We start from the raw sequence: 22,640 nt of genomic DNA on the forward strand, positions 1-22,640 counted from the left end.
GGTTGCGGTGCGCCATCGTGCCTGTTGGCAGGCATTTGACACCAATTGTCACGTCGCCACCCGACGCCGGCAAGGCAAAGTGCGACGTCCGTCGGCGCGAGGGCGCCGTCTGTCGTGTCTGCGGGACGCAGCGAGGCGTCAGGATCCGGATGGTGCCGTTATCGGCAGCGGCGCGCGCTCACTTCACGTCGTGCGGGCGCGGCTCGCGGTGACAAGCCCTGTCTCGGGGAGGCTCCCGAGAGCGACGAAGCGTGTCCGCAGATTCAGGCTGCCGGGAATTGGACGGCGTCGGTATTGGCGCCGCACAGCAGGACGCCGATGCGCTCGCCCGGCTTGACGGGCCACGCACCGGACTGCAGTGCCGCGAATGCCGCCGCGCCGCCGGGTTCGGCCACCACGCGCAAGACGCGCCAGAGCGTCCGCTGGGCCTCGCCAATCGCTTCGTCGCTGACCAGCACGGCCTGCGCCACGTGACGTTGCGCCAACGGAAACATCAGGGCGCCGACCTGGCGCGGCGCGAGCGAGTCCGCCGCCACGCCGCCGGCGGGCGCGTCCACCGGATGGCCGGCCGCAAGCGCGAGCGTCAGCGTCGGCGCGGCCTCGGGTTCCACCGCGACGAGACGCGTGCGGCCCTGGTACCACGCCGCCATGCCGCCGATGAGCCCGCCGCCGCCCACGGCGACCAGCACGGCATCGAGCGACGGCGCCTGCTGTTCGAACTCGACGGCCACGGTGGCCTGCCCCAGCAGCGTCTCCACCTGGTCGAATGCGTGGATCGCGAGGGCGTCGGTCTCGCGCTGCCAGACCTGGCTGGCGGCCAGTGCATCGGCGTAGCGATCGCCTGCGATGCGGATCTCGGCGCCGTGCAGCGCGATCTGCGCCAGCTTGCTCGGCGAGCAGACGCTGGGCACGAAGATGGTTGCGGCATGGCCGGTGCGCTGCGCGGCGAAGGCGACCGCCACGCCGTGGTTGCCGCCCGAGGCCGCGACGACGCCGGCCGACGGCACGCGCCGCGTGAGCAGGTTCAGCAAGGCGCCGCGCGCCTTGAACGAGCCCCCGTGCTGCAGGAACTCGAGCTTGAACACGAGCTCGACGCCCGGCAGCCCGAGATCCGCGCCGTCGACCTCCAGCACCGGCGTGCGCCGGACGTGGCGGTGCAGCGTGGCTGCGGCCTGCTCAATGCGGGTCCGCGTCAGCAATGAAGTCGGGTCCATGGTTCGTGTCCGGTTGCAGGACGACTATAATTAGCTAATAAACTAAGCGTCAAGCCGCATCGCGAGCCCCGCCATGACCGTCGATGTCTACCGTGCCCTGGCCAGCGAGCGGCGCCTGCAGATCCTCGAATGGCTGAAGGATCCGCGCGCGCACTTCCCGCCGCAGGTCGACGGCGACCTGGTCAAGGACGGCGTCTGCGGGCTGCTGATCGCGCAGAAGCTCGGCGTCAGCCAGCCCACGGCGAGCGTGCACCTGAAGATGATGACCGGAGCCGGGCTGCTGACGTCGAAGCGCATCAGGCAGTGGACGTTCTACAAGCGCGACGAGCGCGCGCTGCGGGCGCTGAAGTCGGCCATCGCCAAGCGCCTCTGAGACGCCGCCCGCTGTCGAGCAGCGCTCGCGGTCGCCGCGACTCGGGCTTGCAAGCAATGCCGACGCGGAACGCCAGCCCGCGCGTTCGTGCCGTCAAAAGCGGCAGGCGCCGCCTCGCGGTCTCAGGCGCCGCGAGGCCCTCATTCGTGAAATCCGACACGGGAAATCCACCAAACAGGAACTTTCCCTCATACCCGACTTTCGCGCATGGCGATTGCCAATGTCTGTCTCTGCTTCCCCCTTTTCATCACCGGAGACATGCGATGAAGATCACCCGACTCATGGTCGCCGCCTGCGCGGCGCTCGCCGCCGGCGCCGCCGCCGCCACGCCCATCTATCCCGACTTCACCGTCAACACGTCCGCGCTCGGCGGTGGCGGCAGCCTCGGCACGTTCGTCGCCAACGACATCAGCGGGCAATATCACGAGCAGCTGACGTTCACGTCCGCCTCGACCTTCGTGGTGAGCCTCGACTTCACGGCCCAGGGCTTCAACATCGACGACACCGACCCCAGCCTGTCGAAGAGCCTGAACGCCGGCCAGACCGGCCTGGGCTCGAACTACCAGCTGCTGGCCATCCTGAACGGCTCCGGCACCTACTCCACCAGCGGCGGCACGACGACGTTCTCGCTGACGCCCGGCGGCACGATGACCCTCAGCTACGACGCCGGCGCCAACGCCTCGTTCAACGCACCGGCCGCGCCCGGCGGCGCGTACACGATCGATGCCAACGGCGACGTCATCACGACGCTGGCCACCGGCACCGGCATCATGGGCAACGGTTCGGTGGACTGCACGGCGCCCAACCTGTGCGGCGCGTTCGGCCAGGAGACCTCGTTCGCGCTGACGGCGGCCGGCTCGAGCTTCTTCGTCGCACCGAGCCCGTTCTATTCGCTGAACCTGCAGTCGGGCCAGGTCGAAGGCTTCCCGGTGACCATCGGCGGCACCGTCACCTCGAGCGGCACGCTCAACGCCGTCTTCGCCAGCTCGGTGCCCGAGCCCGCACCGATGATGATGATGGGCGCCGCGCTGCTCGGCTTCATGGTCGTGCGCCAGCGCCGCCGCAACTGATCGCTCCGACGCGCTTGAGTGCGCGCATCGGGATTGCACCGCGCCCCTGGCCTTCTTCGGATCGCCAGGGGCGTTCTACTTGCCGATGCAGAAGCGCCCGAAGATCTCGCCCAGCAGGTCGTCCGCGGTGAACTGCCCCGTGATCTCGCCGAGCGCGCCGTGCGCCAGGCGCAGTTCTTCCGCGAACAGGTCGAGCGCCGCGTCGCGCTGATCGGCGTGCGACTGCGCCAGCTGCAGGTGCTCGTCCGTGCGCGCGAGCGCCTGCACGTGACGCGTGCGCGCGATGAAGACGCCGTCGGGCACATGCGTGGCGCCGGCGCGTTCCAGCAGGGCGTCGCGCAGCGCGTCGAGGCCGGCGCCGGTCTGCGCGGACAGCGCGAGCGCGCCTTCGGGCAGCGCGTGATCCGGCGCGAGGTCGCGCTTGTTGAAGACGTGCAGCGGCTCGGCCGCGTGCGCGCGCGCGAGCTCGTCGGCGATGGCCGCGTCGTCGGCCCGGGCCCGCGGATCGTCGGCGCGGCTGAGATCGTGCAGGAAGAGCACGGCGTCCGCATCGGCGATCGCCTGCCAGCTGCGCGCGATGCCCAGCTTCTCGACCTCGTCGCTGGCATCGCGCAGGCCCGCGGTGTCGATCACATGCACCGGCACGCCGTGGATCTGGATCGTCTCGGTGATGCGGTCGCGCGTGGTGCCCGCGATCGGCGTGACGATGGCCAGCTCCGCGCCGGCCAGCGCGTTCAACAGCGAGCTCTTGCCGACGTTGGGCGCGCCCGCGAGCACGACGCGCAGTCCCTCGCGCAGCAGCGCGCCCTGGCGCGCGCGCGCCATCACGGCGTCGAGCTGGGCGCGGATGTCGGCGAGCTGCCGGCGCGCGCCGGCACGCTCGAGGAAGTCGATCTCTTCTTCGGGAAAGTCGAGCGTCGCCTCGACCAGCATGCGCAGGTGCACGATGCGCTGCGCGAGGCCGGCTATCTCCTTGGAGAACGCGCCCGCCAGCGAGCGGCCGGCCGAACGCGCGGCGGCCTCGGTGCTGGCGTCGATCAGGTCGGCGACGGCCTCGGCCTGCGCAAGATCGAGCTTGTCGTTGAAGAACGCACGCGCCGTGAACTCGCCCGGGTTGGCCAGGCGCAGCCCGATGCCGCGGCCGGCCTCGAGCAGGCGTGCGAGGATCAGCTGCAGCACCACCGGGCCGCCGTGCGCCTGCAGCTCCAGCACGTCCTCGCCGGTGTACGAATTCGGCGCGGGGAAGTGGATGGCCAGGCCCTGGTCGAGCGCCTGCCCCTGCGCGTCGAGGATGGGCCCGTAGTGCGCGAAGCGCGGCGTCAGTGGCCGCGCGCAGACGGCGTCGATCAGCGTCGACAGGTCGCGCCCAGACGCCCGCACGATGCCCACGGCGCCGCGTCCGGGCGCGGTGGCGATCGCGACGATCGGGTCGTTCAGGTGAGTGAGCGAGGCGGCGGTGTTCATCGTGCCCCGATTGTCGCCGCCCATGAAAAACGCCGCGAGCGGCGCAGGCCGGTCGCGGCGTCCTCGTGCGGCGCGGCGCGTGTCAGCCCTTGACGACCTTCGCGTCGGTGGCCTTCAGGCCCTTGGCCTTCTCGCCGTTGATCTGGCGATTGATGAGCCACTGCTGGACGATGGTCAGCGTGTTGTTCGTGACCCAGTACAGCGTCAGGCCGGCCGGGAACGAGAACAGCGCGGCGCTGAAGGCGAGCGGCATCAGCCACATCATCTTGGCCTGCACCGGGTCGGCCGGCGTGGGCTGCAGCGAGACCTGCAGCAGCGACGTGGCCGTCATCAGGATCGGCAGGATCGCGTACGGATCCATGATGGACAGGTCGTGGATCCAGCCCAGCCACGGTGCGCCGCGCATCTCGGCCGACGACGTCAGCACCGTGAACAGCGCGATGAAGATCGGCATCTGGATGAAGATCGGCAGGCAGCCGCCGAGAGGATTGACCTTCTCCTCGCGATAGATCTTCATGATCTCCTGCTGCTTCTGCTGCGGGTTGTCCTTGTAGCGGACGTTGAGCTCCTGGATGCGCGGATTGACCGCCTTCATCTTGGCCATCGAGCGGTACGCGTTGGCGTTGAGGCCGTAGAACGCGATCTTCAGCAGCACCACCAGCGCGACGATCGACCAGCCCCAGTTGCCGATCACCGAGTGGATCTTGCTCAGCAGCCAGAACAGCGGCTGGGCGATGATCTTGAGCAGGCCGTAGTCCTTGACCTGCTCGAGGTTGGGTGCCAGCGGTGCGAGCAGCTTTTCTTCCTGCGGGCCGGCGAACAGCGTGGCGCTGACCGTCTTGCTGGCGCCCGGTGCCACCGTGCCGACAGGCGTGAACATCGCGCTGTAGTAGGTCGTCAGGCCGTGGATGCTGGCGGCGAACTGGCCGACGCTGTAGCTGCGCGAGGTGTCCTTCGGCAGGATCCAGGCCGACGAGAAGTAGTGCTGGATCATCGCGATCCAGCCGTTGTTGGTGACGGCCTTGGAGTCGATCGCGTCCTTGGCCTTGCCCTTGTCGATGTCGGAGAACGAGATCTTGTGGAAGGTGTCGTCGCGGTAGACGGCCGGGCCGGTGTACGAGCTCGGACCGTTGAAGTAGCCGCCCGGGGGCGTGCGGCCGTCGCGCACCAGCTGCAGGTACAGGTCGGGCTTGACCGGCGCGCCCGAGTGGTTGACGACCTCGTGCGTGACGTCGATCGCGTAGCTGCCGCGATGGAAGGTGTAGGTCTTGACCAGCTGCACGCCGTCGACCACGGGCGACTCGAAGCGCACGGCGAGCTCGTTCTTGCCGTCGGCCAGCGTGCGTTCGGTGCTCGCGAGGCGCATCACGCCGTGCGACAGCCCGTCGGTGGGCAGGCCGGTCAGGCCCGTCTGCGCGGCGTAGAACTGCTCGCCGTTGGTGTCGAACACCTTCACGTCGGCCTTGGGCGGCACCGCCTCGTGCATGCCGACCAGGCCCTTGATCTGGCGCCAGATCTCGCTGTGGTTGTCGACGTCCTGGTACTTCAGCAGGTCGAGGTCGACCAGGTCGCCGCCCAGCGTGCTCATCCTGGCCCGGACAAGGTCGGTCTGGATCGTCACGTCCTCGATCGGCAGGTTGACGGCCACGGCCGAGGCCGCACCGGAGGCCGGAGTGGCGGCGGCGACGAGCGCGGCGTTGTTGACGACCGGCGCCGAGGCCGGCGACGCCGCAAGCGTCCTGGTGGCCGCCGGACGCGGTGCCAGCAGGGACGCCTCGCCGTGATAGATGCGCCACTTGTCGAACAGCATCAGCAGCGACATCATCAAGACGACCAGCAGCAGGGTGCGGCGAATTTCGGTCATGTGGGGTGTTCGAGGTTTTATTTGTCGGTCGCGGCCGTCGTCGGCGTCGCGGCAGCCGGCTCGGAGCCGGAATCACGGGACAGCAGGCTGGTGAACAGGCCCGCAGATGGGGACGCCCTGGGGCGGTTCCAAGGCATATTGTCGGGGACTTCGTCGCAGCCCCCGTGACACCACGGGTTGCAACGCACGATGCGCCAGCCGGCCAGGCCGGTGCCGATGATGGCGCCATGCCTTTCGAGCGCCTGGATCGCATAGACGGAACAGGTCGGCGCGAAGCGGCAGCTCTGGCCCACCCACGGGCTCAACAGCAGCCGATAGCCGCGCACCAGCCCGATCAGGGCGAGGCGGGGCAGGCGCAGCAAGGTCTTCAGGCCGCGCACGACGTGCCCTCGGCGGTATCGGGCGGCGGGGACTTCGACTTCGCCGACTGGCCCCGCAACGCCGCCTCGCCCGCGGGCCGCGGCTTGAGGCGGTCGCGCTCGCCACGCACGGCACGGTCGAACAGTGCGCGCAGCTCCGCCCGCGCCGCTTCTTTCAGGGCGTCGGAGGCGGCACTCGGGAACTGCTTCGGATCGAACGGCGAGCGCTGGCGCACCACCCAGAGGCCGGGCTCGAGCTGTCGGGCACAGGCCGCGGCGACGTGGCGGATCTGGCGCTTGACGAGCGTGCGCGTGACGGCCCGCTTGGCATGGCGCTTGGGGACGACGAGTCCCAGCCAGCGGTCGAGACCGCCGCTGGTCATCGGGGTTTCCCCCAGCGCCTGCGGGCCTGAATCCTGCAAGTCGTCCACACCTGTCTCCGAGGCGCCAGCGCGTCCTGTGGATAACTCTGTAGACAACTTGGCAGTAACCGGTGCATGGCCGGTGGATTCGATCGCATCGACGGCATTCGAGACCTCGGGCGCCAGCGCGGCACGCCCCATCGGACGCTTCAAAGGCAGCGGCCTGCCGACCAGGTGGTGGACGGCAAAATGGGGGCTGCGCAGACGCATGGGCGTCGCGAGCACGCGCACGTAGTCCGCCGGCCGGACGATGCGGCCGAGCAGCGGGGAATCGAGGTCGCCTGCGGTCATGGCCGCCGGCCCGGTGTGCCGTGAAGCAGGAAGTCAACGCCATGCGGCAGCGCCCTCGACGAGGAGCGCGACGCAGAGACGACGAAGGCGGCGCGAGCCGCCTTGAGATTCCTTACCGGCGAAGCGTTCAGTCCGACGTCTGGAATCAGACGGCGAGACGCTTGCGACCCTTGGCGCGACGGGCAGCGATGACGCTGCGGCCGCCACGGGTCTTCATGCGGACGAGGAAGCCGTGCGTGCGGGCGCGACGGACTTTGGAAGGCTGGTAGGTACGCTTCATGGATGAAAATCTCCGGGGAACCCTCGATTAGAGCAGAGAAACTGCTTAAGAGTCAACGACTTGCCACGTGCGGCCGTGCGATCCAGGGGGATTGACCGCGTGCGTCTTTCTGTGGATAACCGTTCTTTCGCCGAGTCTTCACGGGTAGAATCGGCCGGCTTGAGAAGAACTTGTCCACAATGTCCCTAGACCTTTGGCACCGCAGTTGCGAGCGACTCGCGACCGAGCTGCCCGAACAACAATTCAGCACCTGGATCCGGCCCCTGCCGCCGGCCGACTTCACCGATGAAGGTGAGGGCGCGGTCGCGCACGTGCGCGTGCCCAACCGGTTCAAGCTCGACTGGATCCGCTCGCAATACAGCTCGCGCATCGAGTCCGTGCTGACCGAGCTGGCCGGCAAGCCGGTGCGCCTCGAACTGGCGCTCGCCCCGCGCGAGGCGCCCGCGCCCGGCCATGCGCCGGTGTCGTCCGGTGGCGGCTTCATCACCAGCCACCCGCCGCAGCGCATCGGCGCGGTGTTCGAACAGGCGCTGGCCGCGCCCGCCGCCACCAACGGCCATGGCGCCGCCGTCGCCACGCCGGCCCGGCCCATGCATGCCGCGCCGGCGATGAACTCGCACCGGCTCAACCCGGCGCTCACCTTCGACACGCTCGTGGCCGGCCGCGCCAACCAGATGGCCCGCACCGCCGCGCTGCACGTCGCCGGCGCACCCGGCGCGATGTACAACCCGCTGTTCGTCTACGGCGGCGTCGGTCTCGGCAAGACCCACCTGGTGCACGCCGTGGGCAACCAGCTGCTCAAGGACAAGCCCGACGCCCGCGTGCTCTACCTGCATGCCGAGCAGTTCATCTCCGACGTCGTCAAGAACTACCAGCGCAAAACCTTCGACGAGCTCAAGGCCAAGTACCACTCGCTCGACCTGCTGCTGATCGACGACGTGCAGTTCTTCGCCGGCAAGGAACGCACGCAGGAAGAGTTCTTCAACGCGTTCGAGGCGCTGCTGTCGCGACGGGCGCACATCATCATGACGAGCGACACCTATCCCAAGGGTCTCGCCGACATCGACGAACGCCTCACCAGCCGCTTCGACTCCGGCCTGACGGTGGCCATCGAGCCGCCCGAGCTCGAGATGCGCGTGGCCATCCTGATCCGCAAGGCCGAGGGCGAACAGGCGCAGATGCCCGAGGAAGTGGCGTTCTTCATCGCCAAGAACGTGCGCGCCAACGTGCGCGAGCTCGAGGGCGCGCTGCGCAAGGTGCTGGCGTACTCGCGCTTCTCGCAGAAGGACATAAACATCGCGCTGGCGCGCGAGGCGCTGAAGGATCTGCTGTCGATCCAGAACCGCCAGATCTCCGTCGAGAACATCCAGAAGACAGTGGCCGACTTCTACAAGATCAAGGTGGCCGACATGTACTCGAAGAAGCGCCCGGCGAGCATCGCCCGCCCGCGCCAGATCGCGATGTACCTGGCCAAGGAACTGACGCAGAAGAGCCTGCCCGAGATCGGCGAGCTGTTCGGCGGCCGCGACCACACCACCGTGCTGCACGCCGTGCGCAAGATCGGCGGCGAGCGGCAGAAGAACACCGAGCTGAACCAGCAGTTGCACGTCCTCGAACAGACCCTCAAAGGATAATGACGACCCCCGCTCACTGCGTGAGCACCCCCCGAGGGGGCCGCCGCCTGCTCCGGAGCGGCCGAGCGCTGCGCCGCGGGGTTTCTCCGATCAATCTTGTAGCTAGACGAGCAGCGGGCACCGTGTCAACTCACAACTCTGGGGACCGTTTCGGGACAACCGGGCAGTCATCCACAGGCAAGCAGGGCGGTCGAAAGTTGTTGTCGTCGAGTCCGAACACAACCAGGGGTTGGACCCCCAGACTTGTGCAGTCGCCAAGCCCTTGATAAATCAGGCGAAAATAGAGTTCTCCACAGTGCACGACGGGCACTACCAGCTACCACCAGGTTTAAAAAAGAGGAAGACATGATTGTTCTCAAAGCGCCTCAGGAAAAACTGCTTGGCGCGTTGCAGGCGGTGTCGGGGATCGTGGAACGCCGGCATACCCTGCCCATCCTGGCCAACGTGCTGATGCGCAAGAACGGCGACTCGATCGAGTTCACCACCAGCGACCTCGAGATCCAGGTGCGTACCTCGGCCTCGCTCGGTGGCGACGAAGGCACGCTGTCGACGACCGTCGGCTCGCGCAAGATGATCGACATCCTCAAGTCGCTTCCGGGCGACCAGATCGTCTCGCTGACCTCCAGCGGCACCAAGCTGACGCTGCAGGCCGGCAAGAGCCGCTTCACGATGCAGACGCTGCCGGCGGACGACTTCCCGCTGGTCAACGAGGCGGTCGACTTCGGCCCCAGCTTCGGCGTGCCGCAGAAGGTGCTCAAGAGCCTGATCGACCAGGTGCATTTCGCGATGGCCGTGCACGACATCCGCTACTACCTGAACGGCATCCTGTTCGTCGCCGAAGGCAAGACGCTGACGCTCGTGGCCACCGACGGCCACCGCCTGGGCCTCGCCCAGGCCACGCTCGAGACCGAGATCCCGAAGCAGGAGGTGATCCTGCCGCGCAAGACCGTGCTGGAGCTGGCGCGCCTGCTGGGCAACGTCGACGAGCCCATCGAGATGCGTTTCGCCGGCAACCAGGCCAAGTTCACGTTCTCGGGCCTCGAGTTCGTCACCAAGCTCGTGGAAGGCAAGTTCCCCGACTACAACCGCGTGATCCCGAAGAACCACAAGAACTCGGTGATCCTCGGCCGCCAGCCGCTGCTGTCGAGCCTGCAGCGCGCGGCCATCCTGACCAGCGAGAAGTTCAAGGGCGTGCGCGTCAACCTCGAGCCGGGCGCGCTGCGCATCGCGTCGAGCAACGCCGAGCAGGAAGAGGCCAAGGAAGAACTCGAGATCGACTACGGTGGCGACACCATCGAGATCGGCTTCAACGTGACCTACCTGATGGACGCGCTCAACAACATCGACCACGACATGGTCAAGCTCGAGCTGCAGGACGGCAATTCGAGCGCGCTGATCACCGTGCCGGAGCAACCCGGCTTCAAGTACGTCGTGATGCCGATGCGCATCTGAGGCCGCGCTCGGCGGCCGGCCAGCCCTCGTGGCGTTTCGCGAGGGCCGGCCAGGATTTTTCCGTTCGGATCAAGAAATGGCCTGTCGACCCCGCGTCGCGCAGGCATCCAGGAAGTGAATTGCAATGACTGACCAGACCTCGCCCGACGACACCCCGAAGGACGTTCCGACCCCGCAGCAGCCCGACGCCAGCGGCGCCGTGCCGGCCCTGCCGGAAATGCCGGCGTTGTCGCCCGAGGAGATCAAGGCCAATTCGGCCGCGGTCTCCGCGGCCTATGGCGAAGGCTCGATCCAGATCCTGGAAGGCCTGGAAGCGGTGCGCAAGCGCCCGGGCATGTACATCGGCGACACGTCCGACGGCACCGGCCTGCACCACCTGGTCTTCGAAGTCGTCGACAACTCGATCGACGAGGCGCTGGCCGGCTATTGCGACGACATCGTCGTCACCATCCACACCGACAACTCGATCTCCGTCATCGACAACGGCCGCGGCATCCCCACCGGCGTGAAGATGGACGACAAGCACGAGCCCAAGCGCTCAGCGGCCGAGATCGCGCTGACCGAGCTGCACGCCGGCGGCAAGTTCAACCAGAACAGCTACAAGGTCTCGGGCGGCCTGCACGGCGTGGGCGTGTCCTGCGTCAACGCGCTCTCGAGCTGGCTGCGCCTGACGGTGCGCCGCGACGGCAAGCAGCACTTCATCGAGTTCCGCAAGGGCGTGCCGCAGGATCGCGTGATCGAGATCCGCGACGGCTTCGAGACCAGCCCGATGAAGATCACCGGCGACACCGAGCGCCGCGGCACCGAAGTGCACTTCCTGCCCGACACCGAGATCTTCACCAACGTCGACTTCCACTACGACATCCTGGCCAAGCGCCTGCGCGAGCTCTCGTTCCTGAACAACGGCGTCAAGATCCGCCTAGTCGACGAGCGCAACGCCAAGGAAGACAACTTCGCCTACGAAGGCGGCGTCAAGGGCTTCGTCGAGTTCATCAACAAGGGCAAGAGCGTCCTGCACCCGAACATCTTCCACGCGATCGGCGAGAAGACGAGCGAGCAGAACACCAACATCGGCGTCGAGGTGTCGATGCAGTGGAACGATTCGTACAACGAGTCGGTGCTGTGCTTCACCAACAACATCCCGCAGCGCGACGGCGGCACCCACCTGACCGGCCTGCGCGCCGCGATGACGCGCGTCATCAACAAGTACATCGACGACAACGAGCTGGCCAAGAAGGCCAAGGTCGAGATCGCCGGCGACGACATGCGCGAAGGCCTGGCCTGCGTGGTCAGCGTCAAGGTGCCGGAGCCGAAGTTCTCCAGCCAGACCAAGGACAAGCTGGTCTCCAGCGAAGTTCGCGCGCCGGTCGAGGACATCGTGAGCCGCCTGCTCAACGACTGGCTGCTCGAGAACCCGACCGACGCCAAGACGATCTGCAACAAGATCGTCGACGCCGCGCGCGCGCGTGACGCGGCGCGCAAGGCGCGTGAGATGACGCGCCGCAAGGGCGTCCTCGACGGCATGGGACTGCCCGGCAAGCTGGCCGACTGCCAGGAGAAGGATCCGTCGCTGTGCGAGATCTACATCGTCGAGGGCGACTCCGCCGGCGGCTCCGCCAAGCAGGGCCGTGACCGCAAGTTCCAGGCGATCCTGCCGCTGCGCGGCAAGATCCTCAACGTCGAGAAGGCGCGCTACGAGAAGCTGCTGTCGTCCGAGGCCATCCTGACGCTGATCACCGCGCTGGGCACGGGCATCGGCAAGGGCATGGGCGGCGACGACTTCAACCCGGACAAGCTGCGCTACCACCGCATCATCATCATGACGGACGCGGACGTCGACGGCGCCCATATCCGCACCCTGCTGCTGACGTTCTTCTATCGCCAGATGCCCGACCTGGTCGAGCGCGGCCACATCTACATCGCGCAGCCGCCGCTGTACAAGGTCAAGCAGGGCAAGCACGAGCAGTACCTGAAGGACGGCGACGAGCTCAACGCCTACCTGCTGAAGGTGGCGCTCGACGGCGCGGCCATCGAGCCTGGCGAAGGCCGCGCCGCGTTGACCGGCTCCGCGCTGGAGGAACTCGCGCGCAAGTATCTGCTGGCCACCAGCGTGATGGACCGGCTGTCGAACTGGATGGACGTCGAGGCCCTGCGCACGATCGCCGACGGCCTGACGCTCAACCTTGACGACGCCTCGCAGGCCGAGGCCAGCGCCGTCGCGCTGGAGGGCGCGCTGCACGACGCGCGCGTCAGCGCGCAGTTCGACGAGCGCACCGACAAGCACGTGCTGCGCATCGAGCGCCAGCACCACGGCAACACCAAGGCCAGCATCATCACGCAGGACTTCGTGCACGGCGCCGACTACGAGGCCCTGAGCACCGCGGGCATCACCTTCAAGGGACTGCTGGGCGCCGAGGCCGTGGTCAAGCGCGGCGAAGGCGAACGCCAGAAGGAAAGCAAGGTCGCCGACTTCCGCGCCGCGATGGTCTGGCTGATGGCCCAGGCCGAAAGCGCCGTCGGCCGCCAGCGCTACAAGGGCCTTGGCGAGATGAACCCCGAGCAGCTCTGGGAAACGACGATGGATCCGACCGTGCGCCGCCTGCTGAAGGTGGAGATCGAGGACGCGATCGAGGCCGACCACGTGTTCACGATGCTGATGGGCGACGAGGTCGAGCCTCGGCGCAACTTCATCGAACTGAACGCCTTGCGGGCAGCGAACATCGACGTCTGAAGTTCTCCTTCGACGCGTGTCCGTGTCACCTGGCCGGCTCGCCGGGCAATGCGTAAGCCACGACGTAGTCTCCTAGCCGCGTGCCGAATGAGCCGTGGCCGCCTGCGGCGATGACCACGAACTGGCGGCCGCCGGCCTCGTAGGTCATCGGGGTCGCCTGGCCGCCGGCAGGCAGGCGGGCCGTCCAGAGCTGTTCGCCCGTGTCGCTGCTGAAGCCGCGGATGTAGTTGTCTGCCGTGGCGCCGATGAAGAACACGTGGCCCGCCGTCGAGACGGGGCCGCCCAGCATCGGCATGCCCATCTTGAACGGCAGCGGCAGCGGCGAGCTGTCGCGCACCGTTCCGATGCGCTTCTTCCACACGACCTTGTTCGTCCTGAGATCGAGCGCCGACACGAAGCCCCATGCCGGTTGCTTGCAGGGCAGGCCGATCGGCGACAGGAAGGGGTTGAGCGTCACGCCGTATGGCAGTCCGTACTGGGGCTGGATGCCGCTCTCGGTGCCGCTGCCCGTCTCGCCGGCGCGAGGCTCGATCGGATTGCGCGGTCCACGCGGCATGAGCCGGGAGACGAAGGGAAGCGCGATCGGATTGGCGATGGCCAGCTGCCGGCCGGCGTCGACCGAGATGCCGCCCCATTCGAACATGCCCAGGTTGCCCGGAAAGACCAGCGTTCCCTGCTCCGATGGCGGCGTGAAGGGCCCTTCGTAGCGCAGGCGATGGAACATCACCCGGCAGACCAGCTGGTCGAACATCGTCGCGCCCCACATGTCGGCGTCGGTCAGGGGCTGTGCCGGGCGGTAGGTCAGGCCGGAGTAGGGCTGCGACGGCGACGTCCAGTCGCCCTTGGCGGCGCCTTGCGGGACGGGCTTCTCCGGTGCTGGCACGATGGGCACGCCGGTGCGTCGGTCGAGCACGAAGATGTCGCCGGTCTTGGTCGGCGCGTAGATCGCCGGAACGGGCTGGCCCTGCGCGTCGGCGATGGTGACCAGGGTCGGCTGGGCCGGCACGTCCATGTCCCAGAGATCGTGGTGCACGGTCTGGTAGAACCATGCCAACTTGCCCGTGGACGCGTTGAGTGCCAGGACGCCGCTCGCGAAGCGCTCCTGCTCCTTCGTCCGATGGCCGCCCCAGATGTCGGGCGTCGTGACGCCCATGGGAAGGTAGACCAGATCCAGCGCGGCGTCGTAGGCCGAGGGCGCCCACGAGTTGGGCGAATTCAGCGTGAAGGCGTGCTGGTCGTCGGGGATCGCATTCGGATCCGGCGCGCCCGGATCGAAGACCCACATCAGCTTGCCCGTGTCGACGTCGAAGCCGCGGATGGCCCCGGACGGCTCGCGCGTCGAGAAGTTGTCCTCGACGGCCCCGGCCACCACGATCATCCGGTTGGTGACGATCGGCGGGGACGTCGGCTCGTACATGCCGGCCGTGGTCACCGGCTGCAGGTGCTGCAGGTCGAGCTGCCCGTGGTCCGCGAAGCCGTCGCACCGCTTGCCCGTCGCCGCGTCGAGCTCGAACAGGCGCCCGTCGTTCACCGGCAGGATGATGCGACGCAGGCAGGGCACCGCATTGCCGGCAGACGCTGCCGCCTGCTTGTCGGCATCGGGCGCCTCGTAATACGAGACACCGCGGCAGGTGACGTGCTGGAAGCTCGGGTCCGGCTTGAGCCCGGGGTCGAACTTCCAGCGCAACTTGCCCGTGGCCGCGTCGAGCGCGAAGGCGATCTGGTGGGGCGTGCACAAGTAGAGCGTGTCACCGACCTTGATGGGCGTGACCTCGTCGGTGATCTCGACAGGATCGTTCGCCGTCTTCGAGTCGCCGGTCTGGAACGTCCACGCGACCTGCAGTCGGCTGATGTTGCCGGTGTCGATCTGGTGCAGCGGAGAGAACCGCGTTCCAGCCTGCGTGCGTCCGTAGGCCCGCCAATCGCCATCGGGCATGCCGGTCTCGGCGGGGCCAGGGGCAGTCGCCATCGAGAACGTCCCGGCGAGCTCCTGCGGATCGTGGACCGCCGCGTAGGCCAGCACGCCGCCCGACACCACGAGCGCGCCGATCAGGCTCAGATTTCCGGCCGCGCTCGCGATGGCCAGTCGGCGCGACACCGGCGGGACGAGCAACCAGATCCCCAGCAGCACCACGAAGTCCAGTCTCGGCGCGAGGGCCCAGAAGTCGAAGCCGCATTCGGCCACGGCCCAGACGGCGGTTCCGAGCATGAACAGCGCATGGAGCGGGCTGGCGACCGGCTTGCGCCTGAAGATCAGGATCGTGACCAACGCGAGGACGACGCCCGCGACCGCGTAGTAGAGCGAGCCCGACAGCGCAGCGAGCCATCCGCCTCCGATCAACAGGAACGCGGAAGCGACCAGCAGCACGAAGAGGGTGACTTGTCGTGCCAACGTTGACCTGCCGGGTTGATCCATTCGAACCTCCTGGGCGCCTGCCATCTTCCGTCGCTGCGAGCCGACGGGCGATTCATTGTCACGGTCGACGCCTCGACAGGGAATCCCCCCGCCGGGGCATCGAGCCTTCAGGGCGCGCGCCGCAGGACATGCTGCAGCAGAAGCCGAGCCTGCGGCGACATCCCTTGGAGGTCCCGCAAGCACAGCATCAGCACGCGTGGGGCGGCGGTCTGCGGAACGATGCCGATGCCCACCCCTGGCCGATCATCCGGCAGACGGCCTCGAAGCTGCGCAGCCGGATTCGGTAGAGATGATCGTCCGGGAAGCGCTGAAGGCGTGACGCTCAGGTGCCCGCGCCCTCGATGAACGTGCGCATGAAGCGCGCGACGCCCAGGCCGTCGTGCGGCAGCGCCATGTCTGCGCGCACGCTGGCGCGCCGATCGGCGCTCACCGACTCGGGACGCTTCGACAGGATCCACGCGCTGTAGTCCTCGACGAACTCGGGATGCGGCTGGATGCAGAACACGTGGTCATCCACGCTGTAGGCCGCGATCGGGCAGAACGCGCTGCGCGCCAGCAGCGTCGCGCCCTCGGGCAGCGAGCGCACCTGGTCCTGGTGCGACGCGAGCAGGTTCAGCGACGCGTCGACGGCTGCCGGCTTGAGCGGCGTCGCGCCGAGCCACTCATAGTTCATGCGCCCCATGCCCCAGCCCTGCGTCGCGCGGCCGACGTCGGCGCCCAGGCAATGGGCGATGAGCTGGTGGCCGAAGCAGATGCCCAGCAGCTTCTTGCGCTGGCGCAGCAACTCGGTGGTGCGCTCGCGCAGCGTCCGCACCCAGGGCTCGTCGGAGAACGAATCGGCCTTGCTGCCGGTGAGCAGCACGGCGTCGTAGGCGTCGAACGAGTCGGGGTATTCGCCGCGCGTCGTGTTGAAGCGCTCGAACCGCCAGGGCACGCCGGCGGCGGCGAACATCTTTTCGGTCATCGCGCCGTAGCTGACGTAGGTATCGGCGACGGCGGGGTCGAGGTTGTCGTTGTCGAGGATGCAGACGTTCAGGGTCGAATCGGGAATCGGTGAGCGCATGGCGCGATGGTAATTCGGCTTCCATGGCCCTGGCGTCGCCGCCGACAACGCGGGATAGGCCGCCGCGTCGCCTCTGCGCATGATGCCGGCACGAGGGATCAACCGGGGGCCTCTCATGCCCAAGCAGCCGCTCAAGGCGTTCGTCCTGCTCTTTCTCTGCGGGTCGCTGGTCGAGGACTGCGTCATCGCCGTGTTGTCCTGGGTCGCGCCCGAGCTCTGGTTCCATCTGTTCCATCGCGCGGATCCGGTCGATCTCGACGTGGCGCTGCTGCGGCGGGCCGCAGGCCAGTGGGCCGCGTTCGCGGTCGTGCAGGCCATCGCGCTGTGGCGCTGGAAACGGCAGCCGCTCTGGTTGATCGCGGTGGCCGGCGCGCGCGTCTCCGACCTGCTCACCGACATTTCCTACATCCTGGCCGTGCCGTCGTTGACCGGCCTGGGCTGGGCGGCGCTGCTTCCGCCGCCGATGCTCAACGCGGCCTTCATCGCGGTGATGGCGCTGGCGTATCGGCAGATGACGACGACGCCGCGCCGAGTCGCCGGCACGGCAGCGTTGTAGAAACGCTTCCGACCACTACCGATTTACCCGAAGAGCGCACCACCTGTTGCACTCGTGTAACCGCGCGCTCCATTCGTCACAACGGGCGAACTGAAGGGTTCTCGGCGACTCCTGTTTGGACTGATGGCCCCGCCTGCCGGCATACTGCGAGGATGAGCGAAGATTTCAAGCCCGGGACAAGACCGCTGTTGCGGCTCGCCGGGCTCGACGCCGTGCGGGCATTCGTGTCGCGTGCCGACGAGGCGCACGTGATCTGGACCGCCGTCATGGCCCTGATGTTGCGGCTGTACGCAGAACCCGATGCCAAGACCCGACGCGAGTCCGGGCCGACGGACTCGCAGGTCGTCACGGCCCTGCGCACCGTGCTGAGCGAGAACTTCGGCAGCGAGGCGGCCGACTACGCCTCGTGGGCGCTGGTGCGCTACGGCTGCCGCCAGAAGCCGACGATGGCCGCGCTGCATCCGTGGGAAGGGCTGATGTTCGAGTGGCAGCAGCGCAAGGCGAGCGCCCCGCGCATCGCCATCATGCTGCGCGACGGCGGCTTCGCGATGCCGATCAAGCCGGCGTCGCTCGAATCGCTGGACGGCTGGGTCACCGACCCGGTCAAGGCGCTCGGCGAGGCCACCGAGATCATCGAGGCGCTGTTCGGCGAGCGCCTGGTCTCGTACAACCTGCACGACGACGGCACCCCGCCCGCGCACGACACGCTGTTCGGCGGCCTGGTCGCCTCGCTGCTGCCGCAAGCCCGGCTCGCCGACCTGCGCCAGACCCTCGAGCGCGGCGACGACGGCGCCGTCTGGCGCGTCGAGTACAGCTTCGAGGGCCAGCCTCGCGTCTTCGAGGCACCGGCCGTCGGCTCGACGATGGACGTCGACGCGGTGATGGCGGCCGTCGACGACTTCCTCGAACGCCTGGATCGCCCGGAGCGTGTCTACCGCCTGGCGCCGGGCCGCTACAACAACGGCGAGACGGGCACCTTCGTCGTCGTCGACGCCGGCAAGTTCCCCGAGATCGCATGGCGCCTGCGCCTGCCGCTGCTGCGCAGCCCCAGCGTGTCCGACCTGCCGCCGGGCATCCCGACGGCGGCGCCGGAGCCCTTGCGCGTCGGCGCGCGGCCGATGGCGCCGCGCCCGGTGGCCGCGCCCGCGGCGGCGCGCGAGGCGCAGCAGGACGACGTCGCCGTCGCCACCGAACCGGGCAGCGGCATCACCGCGCCGATGTCGCTGCTGGAATCACGCTTCGTCACCCCGACGCCGCCGGCCGGTCCCGCCGGCCCGGTCGAGCGCGCGGCCGATCCGGCGATGAAGCAGCTGATCAACGCCCTGCGCCGCTCGTTCGGCGCGGGCCGGCTGCTGCAGGGCGGCCGCTGGATGAAGCAGGTGCGCACGGAGCCGCCGGCCTGGCTCACCGCCAGCGGCGACCCGGTGCGCATCTTCTACGAGAAGCAGGAGACGCTGTTCCGCAAGGGCCGCATCGGCTGGGGCGCGCTGGTGGAGGCGGATGACGGCGTGTTCGCGCAGGGCGGCGACGACCTGCCCGGCGTGCTCGTCTTCAGCGAGGACGAATACTTCGACGCCCGCCCGGCCGAGCTAGCCGCGATCGGCGCGCGCCTGGTCGAACTGCGGGCCGGCGGCGCGGCCGCCAACGTCGAGGCCGCCAGGTTCGCGCAGACCGTGCGCAACGATTCGGGCCGGCCGCTGGGCATCGCGGTGCCCGCCTCCGTGAGCCCGAAGACGCCGATGCTCAGCAGCTTCGTCGCGGTGCGCGCGCACCTGCCGGACGGCCTGCTGTCGGGCGACTGGTTTCCGGTGCTGACGCATCCGTCCAGCGTGGTGCCGATGATCGTGCCGCATACCTTCTGGCCGCCGGCGATGCTGGCGGCGTGGACCGAGCGGCGCATGAGCCTCGAGGCGTCGGTCAAGGCCTGACGGCGGCGTCGATCGGCTCGTGCGAACGCCCGGCTTGCCGGGCGTTTTGCTTGGCGCGGCCTGAAACTCCGAAAGCGTAGTTTTGCTAGCAGTTCGAAAGCCTGCCGGCAGCATGCGTAGTTCATGTAATTACTTTCCATCGAGGCGATGCAAATTTCCGAGACGAATCGCACTGCAGCAGAGGGTTTCCGCTTCATCCAGCAAAGCTAGTTTGAATACATAGTCGGCGCGCCAACCAACCATTCAGGCCTGCGACGTCTGCCCTCCGGCGATCGCCAGCGCCACAGGAGACAGCACGATGAGACTGATTCGAACCCTGGTCTGCGCCGCCGCGGCCGCCCTCGTTTCCGCGCACGGCGTCGCCGCCATCAACGCCTCCGGCCTGGGCGCCGCGTACAACGCCGGCCACACCGCCATCACCTTCAACGTCTACTCGTCGCGCGCGACGCGCATCGAGCTGTGGCTCTACGCGAACGCCAGCGGGTCGCCGGAGAACCTGAAGGTCGTGATGACCAAGGGCACCGGCAACGTCTGGACGGGCAGCGTCACGACGTCGGCGCTGACGTCCGCCGGCATCAGCGGCACCGTCTACTACGGCTATCGCGCGTGGGGCCCGAACTGGACCTACAACAGTGGCTGGACCAAGGGCTCGAGCCTGGGCTTCGTCGCCGACGTCGACGCGCAGGGCAATCGCTTCAACCCGAACAAGCTGCTGATGGATCCGTACGCCAAGGAGCTGAGCCAGGATCCGACCAACCCGTCCAATCTCGACGGCACCGTCTACGCGTCGGGCGCCAGCTACCGGCTGATGGACAGCGGGAGCGTCGCGCCCAAGGGCATCGTGTGGGTGCCCGACACGCAGTCCGTCGGCACCAAGCCGACGCGCGCGTTCAAGGACGACGTGATCTACGAGGTCAACGTGCGCGGGCTCACGAAGGCCGACTCCAGCATCGCCACCGCCTACCAGGGCACCTACAAGGGCGCGGGCCAGAAGGCCGCGTGGCTGGCCAGCCTCGGCGTGACCGCCGTCGAATTCCTGCCGGTGCAGGAGACGCAGAACGACACCAACGACGTCGTCCCCAACACCGACACCGGCGACAACTACTGGGGCTACTCGACGCTGAACTGGTTCGCGCCGGATCGCCGCTATTCGTCGGACAAGACGGCTGGCGGCCCGACCAGGGAGTTCAAGGCCATGGTGCAGGCCTTCCACGCCGCCGGCATCAAGGTGATGCTGGACGTCGTCTACAACCACTCCGGCGAGGGCGGCGCGTGGTCGTCGACCGACACCACGACCTACAACGTGATGAGCTACCGCGGGCTCGACAACCCGACCTATTACGAGCTCACGAGCGACAACCAATCCAGCTACGACAACACCGGCGTCGGCGGAAACTGGAACACGTACAACACGATCGCGCAGAACCTGATCGTCGACTCGCTCGCCTACTGGCGCGACACCATGGGCGTCGACGGCTTCCGCTTCGACCTCGCCGCCGTGCTGGGCAACACCTGCACGCAAGGCTGCTACTCGTACAACAAGACGGACACCGGGACCGCGCTGAACCGCATCGTGCGCGAGATGGCGCCGCGTCCGGCCGCAGGCGGCACGGGCACCGACTTCGTCGCCGAACCCTGGGCCATCGGCGACGGCACCTACCAGCTCGGCAACTTCCCGAGCGGCTGGTCGGAATGGAACGGCAACTACCGCGACCTGGTGCGCCAGGCGCAGAACCAGCTCGGCTCGGTGGCGGTCACCACGGGCCAGCTCGCGACGCGCTTCGCGGGCTCGTCCGACCTGTTCGGCGACGACGGCCGCCAGCCCTGGAACTCGGTCAACTTCCTCGTCGTGCATGACGGCTTCACGCTGGGCGACCTGTACCGCTGCAACGGCAAGAACAACGCGCAGGCCTGGCCGTACGGGCCGTCCGACGGCGGCACCGACAACAACGAGAGCTGGGACCAGGGCGGCGCGGCCACCGCGCAGCGCCAGGCCGCACGCACCGGCTTCGCGCTGATGATGACTTCGGCCGGCGTGCCGCTGATGACCGGCGGCGACGAGTACCTGCGCGGCCTGAACTGCAACAACAATCCGTACAACCTCGACTCGAGCGGCAACTGGCTCAACTGGACGCGCACCACCGACCAGACCAACTTCCAGAACTTCGCGCAGGCGATGATCGCGTTCCGCAAGGCCCACGCGTCGCTGCGGCCGGCCACGTTCTATTCGGGCGCCGACAACAACGGCAACGGCCTGCAGCAGCTGGCCTGGTTCGAACCCAGCGGCGCGGTGGCCGACAGCACCTACTTCAACGACTCGAACAACCACGCGATCGCCTGGCGCATCGACGGCACCGAACTCGCCGACACCTACGCCGCTCTCTACGTCGCCTACAACGGCTGGAGCGCGCAGGTGAACTTCACGCTGCCCGCACCGCCCAGCGGCAAGAGCTGGTACCGGGTCACCGACACGTGCTCGTGGGCCGAAGGCCCCGGCCAGGTTCGCGCGCCGGGCTCGGAGGACGCGATCGGCGGCGCCGGCACCGTCTACGGCGAGTGCGGCCGCGGCGCGCTGGTGCTCATCGCGAAGTAGCGTGCGTTCAGGCGGCGGCCACCTGCGGGTGGTCGCGCCACAGCCAGCGCAGCGCGTCGGGCAGCGTCGCGCCGCCGTGCCTGATCGAGTGGCCGCCGCTGCCCACGACGAACTCGTGGTCGTAGCCCGCGTACGCGAGCGCCGCGGCCATTTGCTCGTTGGCGAGGAACCAGTGGCCGTAGACGATGTCGAGATCGGCGTCGCCGTCCTGCATCCAGACGCGCAGCGGCCTGCGCGCCTCCTTGCGGATGCGATAGGGCCATTCGTGGCCGCCGCGGATGTCGACGAACGAGCCGATGTGCGAGATCACCTTCGAGAACTGGTCGGGCCGATGCCACGCCGCGGCGAAGGCGCACTGCGCGCTGGAGCTGATGCCGACGATCGCGCGGTCGCGCGGATCGTCGCTCACGGCCAGGCCCTGCAGCACGTCGGGCAGCAGCTCGTCGACGAGAAAGCGTGCGTAGGCGTCGTCGGTGCTGTCGTACTCGATGCTGCGGTTGTTCGTGCCACCGAAGATCGGCAGCCCCGGCCCCTGTTCGCCGGGATCGACGAACACGGCGATGGTGACGGGAATGGTGCGTGCGTGGATCAGGTTGTCCAGCACGACGCGGGCGTTCGTCTCCGGGCCGAGGTAGCCGCTGCCGTCCTGGAGCACGACGAGCCCGGCCGGCCGCGCAGCGTCGTATTGCGCCGGCACGTAGACCTGCACGTCGCGCTCGACGCCCGGATAGACGCTGCGGCCGACATGCCGGTGCGCCTGCAGCCGGCCTTCGGGCACGCCCGGCCGCGCCTGCGCGTCGGGGCCTGGCTTGTAGGGCTCGTCGACGCTGATGGCGCGCGCGAAGCGCGGGGCGTCGTGGTCGGTCAGGCCCGGCAGCGCGGTGCGCAGGGCGGCGATGACGGGGTCGAGGTGGGACGTGTCGGACATCG

Annotated in this window: 17 protein-coding genes; 8 read left to right on the forward strand and 9 right to left on the reverse strand. The window is 68.3% G+C overall.

The window, feature by feature from the left end; all coding sequences use genetic code 11:
• Positions 1-263: 263 nt before the first annotated feature.
• A complete protein-coding gene (locus LPC04_RS24205) occupies positions 264-1,214 on the reverse strand; it encodes a threonine/serine dehydratase (protein ID WP_275684874.1) in 951 nt (316 codons plus the stop codon).
• 73 nt (positions 1,215-1,287) lie between these two features.
• Here LPC04_RS24205 and LPC04_RS24210 point away from each other — a divergent pair, with 73 nt between their 5' ends.
• Positions 1,288-1,587 carry an ArsR/SmtB family transcription factor gene (locus LPC04_RS24210; protein WP_275684875.1) on the forward strand — a complete coding sequence of 100 codons (300 nt, stop codon included), beginning with the start codon at positions 1,288-1,290 and terminating at the stop codon, positions 1,585-1,587.
• Between the two features lie 263 nt (positions 1,588-1,850).
• Entirely contained in the window at positions 1,851-2,657 is an 807-nt protein-coding gene (gene pepA, locus LPC04_RS24215) for a flocculation-associated PEP-CTERM protein PepA (RefSeq protein WP_275684876.1), read from the forward strand.
• A gap of 75 nt (positions 2,658-2,732) precedes the next feature.
• Here the strand turns inward: pepA and mnmE are convergent, their stop codons facing one another.
• From mnmE to rpmH, 5 genes are all read right to left on the reverse strand, one after another.
• On the reverse strand, positions 2,733-4,121 hold the full coding sequence (mnmE, locus tag LPC04_RS24220) for a tRNA uridine-5-carboxymethylaminomethyl(34) synthesis GTPase MnmE (protein ID WP_275684877.1): 1,389 nt from the start codon (positions 4,119-4,121) through the stop codon (positions 2,733-2,735).
• An 82-nt stretch (positions 4,122-4,203) separates the two neighbouring features.
• Positions 4,204-5,985 (reverse strand): membrane protein insertase YidC, encoded by a 1,782-nt coding sequence (yidC, locus tag LPC04_RS24225; RefSeq protein ID WP_275684878.1) that lies wholly within the window; start codon positions 5,983-5,985, stop codon positions 4,204-4,206.
• A gap of 17 nt (positions 5,986-6,002) precedes the next feature.
• Positions 6,003-6,365, reverse strand: a complete 363-nt coding sequence (gene yidD / locus LPC04_RS24230) for a membrane protein insertion efficiency factor YidD (protein ID WP_420854763.1) — start codon at positions 6,363-6,365, stop codon at positions 6,003-6,005.
• Positions 6,353-7,057 (reverse strand): ribonuclease P protein component, encoded by a 705-nt coding sequence (locus LPC04_RS24235; RefSeq protein WP_275684879.1) that lies wholly within the window; start codon positions 7,055-7,057, stop codon positions 6,353-6,355. The genes yidD and LPC04_RS24235 overlap by 13 nt, the downstream gene beginning before the upstream one ends.
• A gap of 145 nt (positions 7,058-7,202) precedes the next feature.
• The gene (rpmH, locus tag LPC04_RS24240; protein ID WP_275684880.1) at positions 7,203-7,337 is read right to left on the reverse strand and encodes a 50S ribosomal protein L34; all 135 of its coding nucleotides are present in this window, start codon (positions 7,335-7,337) and stop codon (positions 7,203-7,205) included.
• 179 nt (positions 7,338-7,516) lie between these two features.
• Between rpmH and dnaA the strand changes: the two genes are divergently transcribed.
• The 3 genes from dnaA (at position 7,517) to gyrB (ending at position 13,154) form a co-directional block, all read left to right on the forward strand.
• Positions 7,517-8,971: a chromosomal replication initiator protein DnaA gene (gene dnaA / locus LPC04_RS24245; RefSeq protein ID WP_275684881.1), complete on the forward strand. Its 1,455-nt coding sequence runs from the start codon at positions 7,517-7,519 to the stop codon at positions 8,969-8,971.
• A 345-nt stretch (positions 8,972-9,316) separates the two neighbouring features.
• A complete protein-coding gene (dnaN, locus tag LPC04_RS24250) occupies positions 9,317-10,423 on the forward strand; it encodes a DNA polymerase III subunit beta (protein WP_275684882.1) in 1,107 nt (368 codons plus the stop codon).
• Between the two features lie 217 nt (positions 10,424-10,640).
• The gene (gene gyrB, locus LPC04_RS24255; protein ID WP_275684952.1) at positions 10,641-13,154 is read left to right on the forward strand and encodes a DNA topoisomerase (ATP-hydrolyzing) subunit B; all 2,514 of its coding nucleotides are present in this window, start codon (positions 10,641-10,643) and stop codon (positions 13,152-13,154) included.
• A gap of 25 nt (positions 13,155-13,179) precedes the next feature.
• Here the strand turns inward: gyrB and LPC04_RS24260 are convergent, their stop codons facing one another.
• Positions 13,180-15,570, reverse strand: a complete 2,391-nt coding sequence (locus tag LPC04_RS24260; protein WP_275684883.1) for a glucose/quinate/shikimate family membrane-bound PQQ-dependent dehydrogenase — start codon at positions 15,568-15,570, stop codon at positions 13,180-13,182.
• A 322-nt stretch (positions 15,571-15,892) separates the two neighbouring features.
• Complete coding sequence (locus tag LPC04_RS24265; protein WP_275684884.1) at positions 15,893-16,633, reverse strand: glutamine amidotransferase-related protein; 741 nt, start codon at positions 16,631-16,633, stop codon at positions 15,893-15,895.
• Positions 16,634-16,748: 115 nt separating this feature from the next.
• Here LPC04_RS24265 and LPC04_RS24270 point away from each other — a divergent pair, with 115 nt between their 5' ends.
• The 3 genes from LPC04_RS24270 to LPC04_RS24280 all read left to right on the forward strand — a co-directional run bounded on the left by LPC04_RS24270 (position 16,749) and on the right by LPC04_RS24280 (position 21,710).
• The gene (locus tag LPC04_RS24270; RefSeq protein ID WP_275684885.1) at positions 16,749-17,189 is read left to right on the forward strand and encodes a hypothetical protein; all 441 of its coding nucleotides are present in this window, start codon (positions 16,749-16,751) and stop codon (positions 17,187-17,189) included.
• Between the two features lie 152 nt (positions 17,190-17,341).
• Positions 17,342-19,117, forward strand: a complete 1,776-nt coding sequence (locus LPC04_RS24275) for a hypothetical protein (RefSeq protein WP_275684886.1) — start codon at positions 17,342-17,344, stop codon at positions 19,115-19,117.
• A 298-nt stretch (positions 19,118-19,415) separates the two neighbouring features.
• Positions 19,416-21,710, forward strand: a complete 2,295-nt coding sequence (locus LPC04_RS24280) for an isoamylase (RefSeq protein ID WP_275684887.1) — start codon at positions 19,416-19,418, stop codon at positions 21,708-21,710.
• A 7-nt stretch (positions 21,711-21,717) separates the two neighbouring features.
• Here LPC04_RS24280 and LPC04_RS24285 read toward each other — a convergent pair whose 3' ends face one another.
• The gene (locus tag LPC04_RS24285) at positions 21,718-22,638 is read right to left on the reverse strand and encodes an alpha/beta hydrolase (RefSeq protein WP_275684888.1); all 921 of its coding nucleotides are present in this window, start codon (positions 22,636-22,638) and stop codon (positions 21,718-21,720) included.
• Positions 22,639-22,640: the final 2 nt, after the last annotated feature.

Origin of the sequence: Scleromatobacter humisilvae, from assembly GCF_023231945.1 — a bacterium.
Taxonomy (GTDB): domain Bacteria; phylum Pseudomonadota; class Gammaproteobacteria; order Burkholderiales; family Burkholderiaceae_C; genus Scleromatobacter; species Scleromatobacter humisilvae.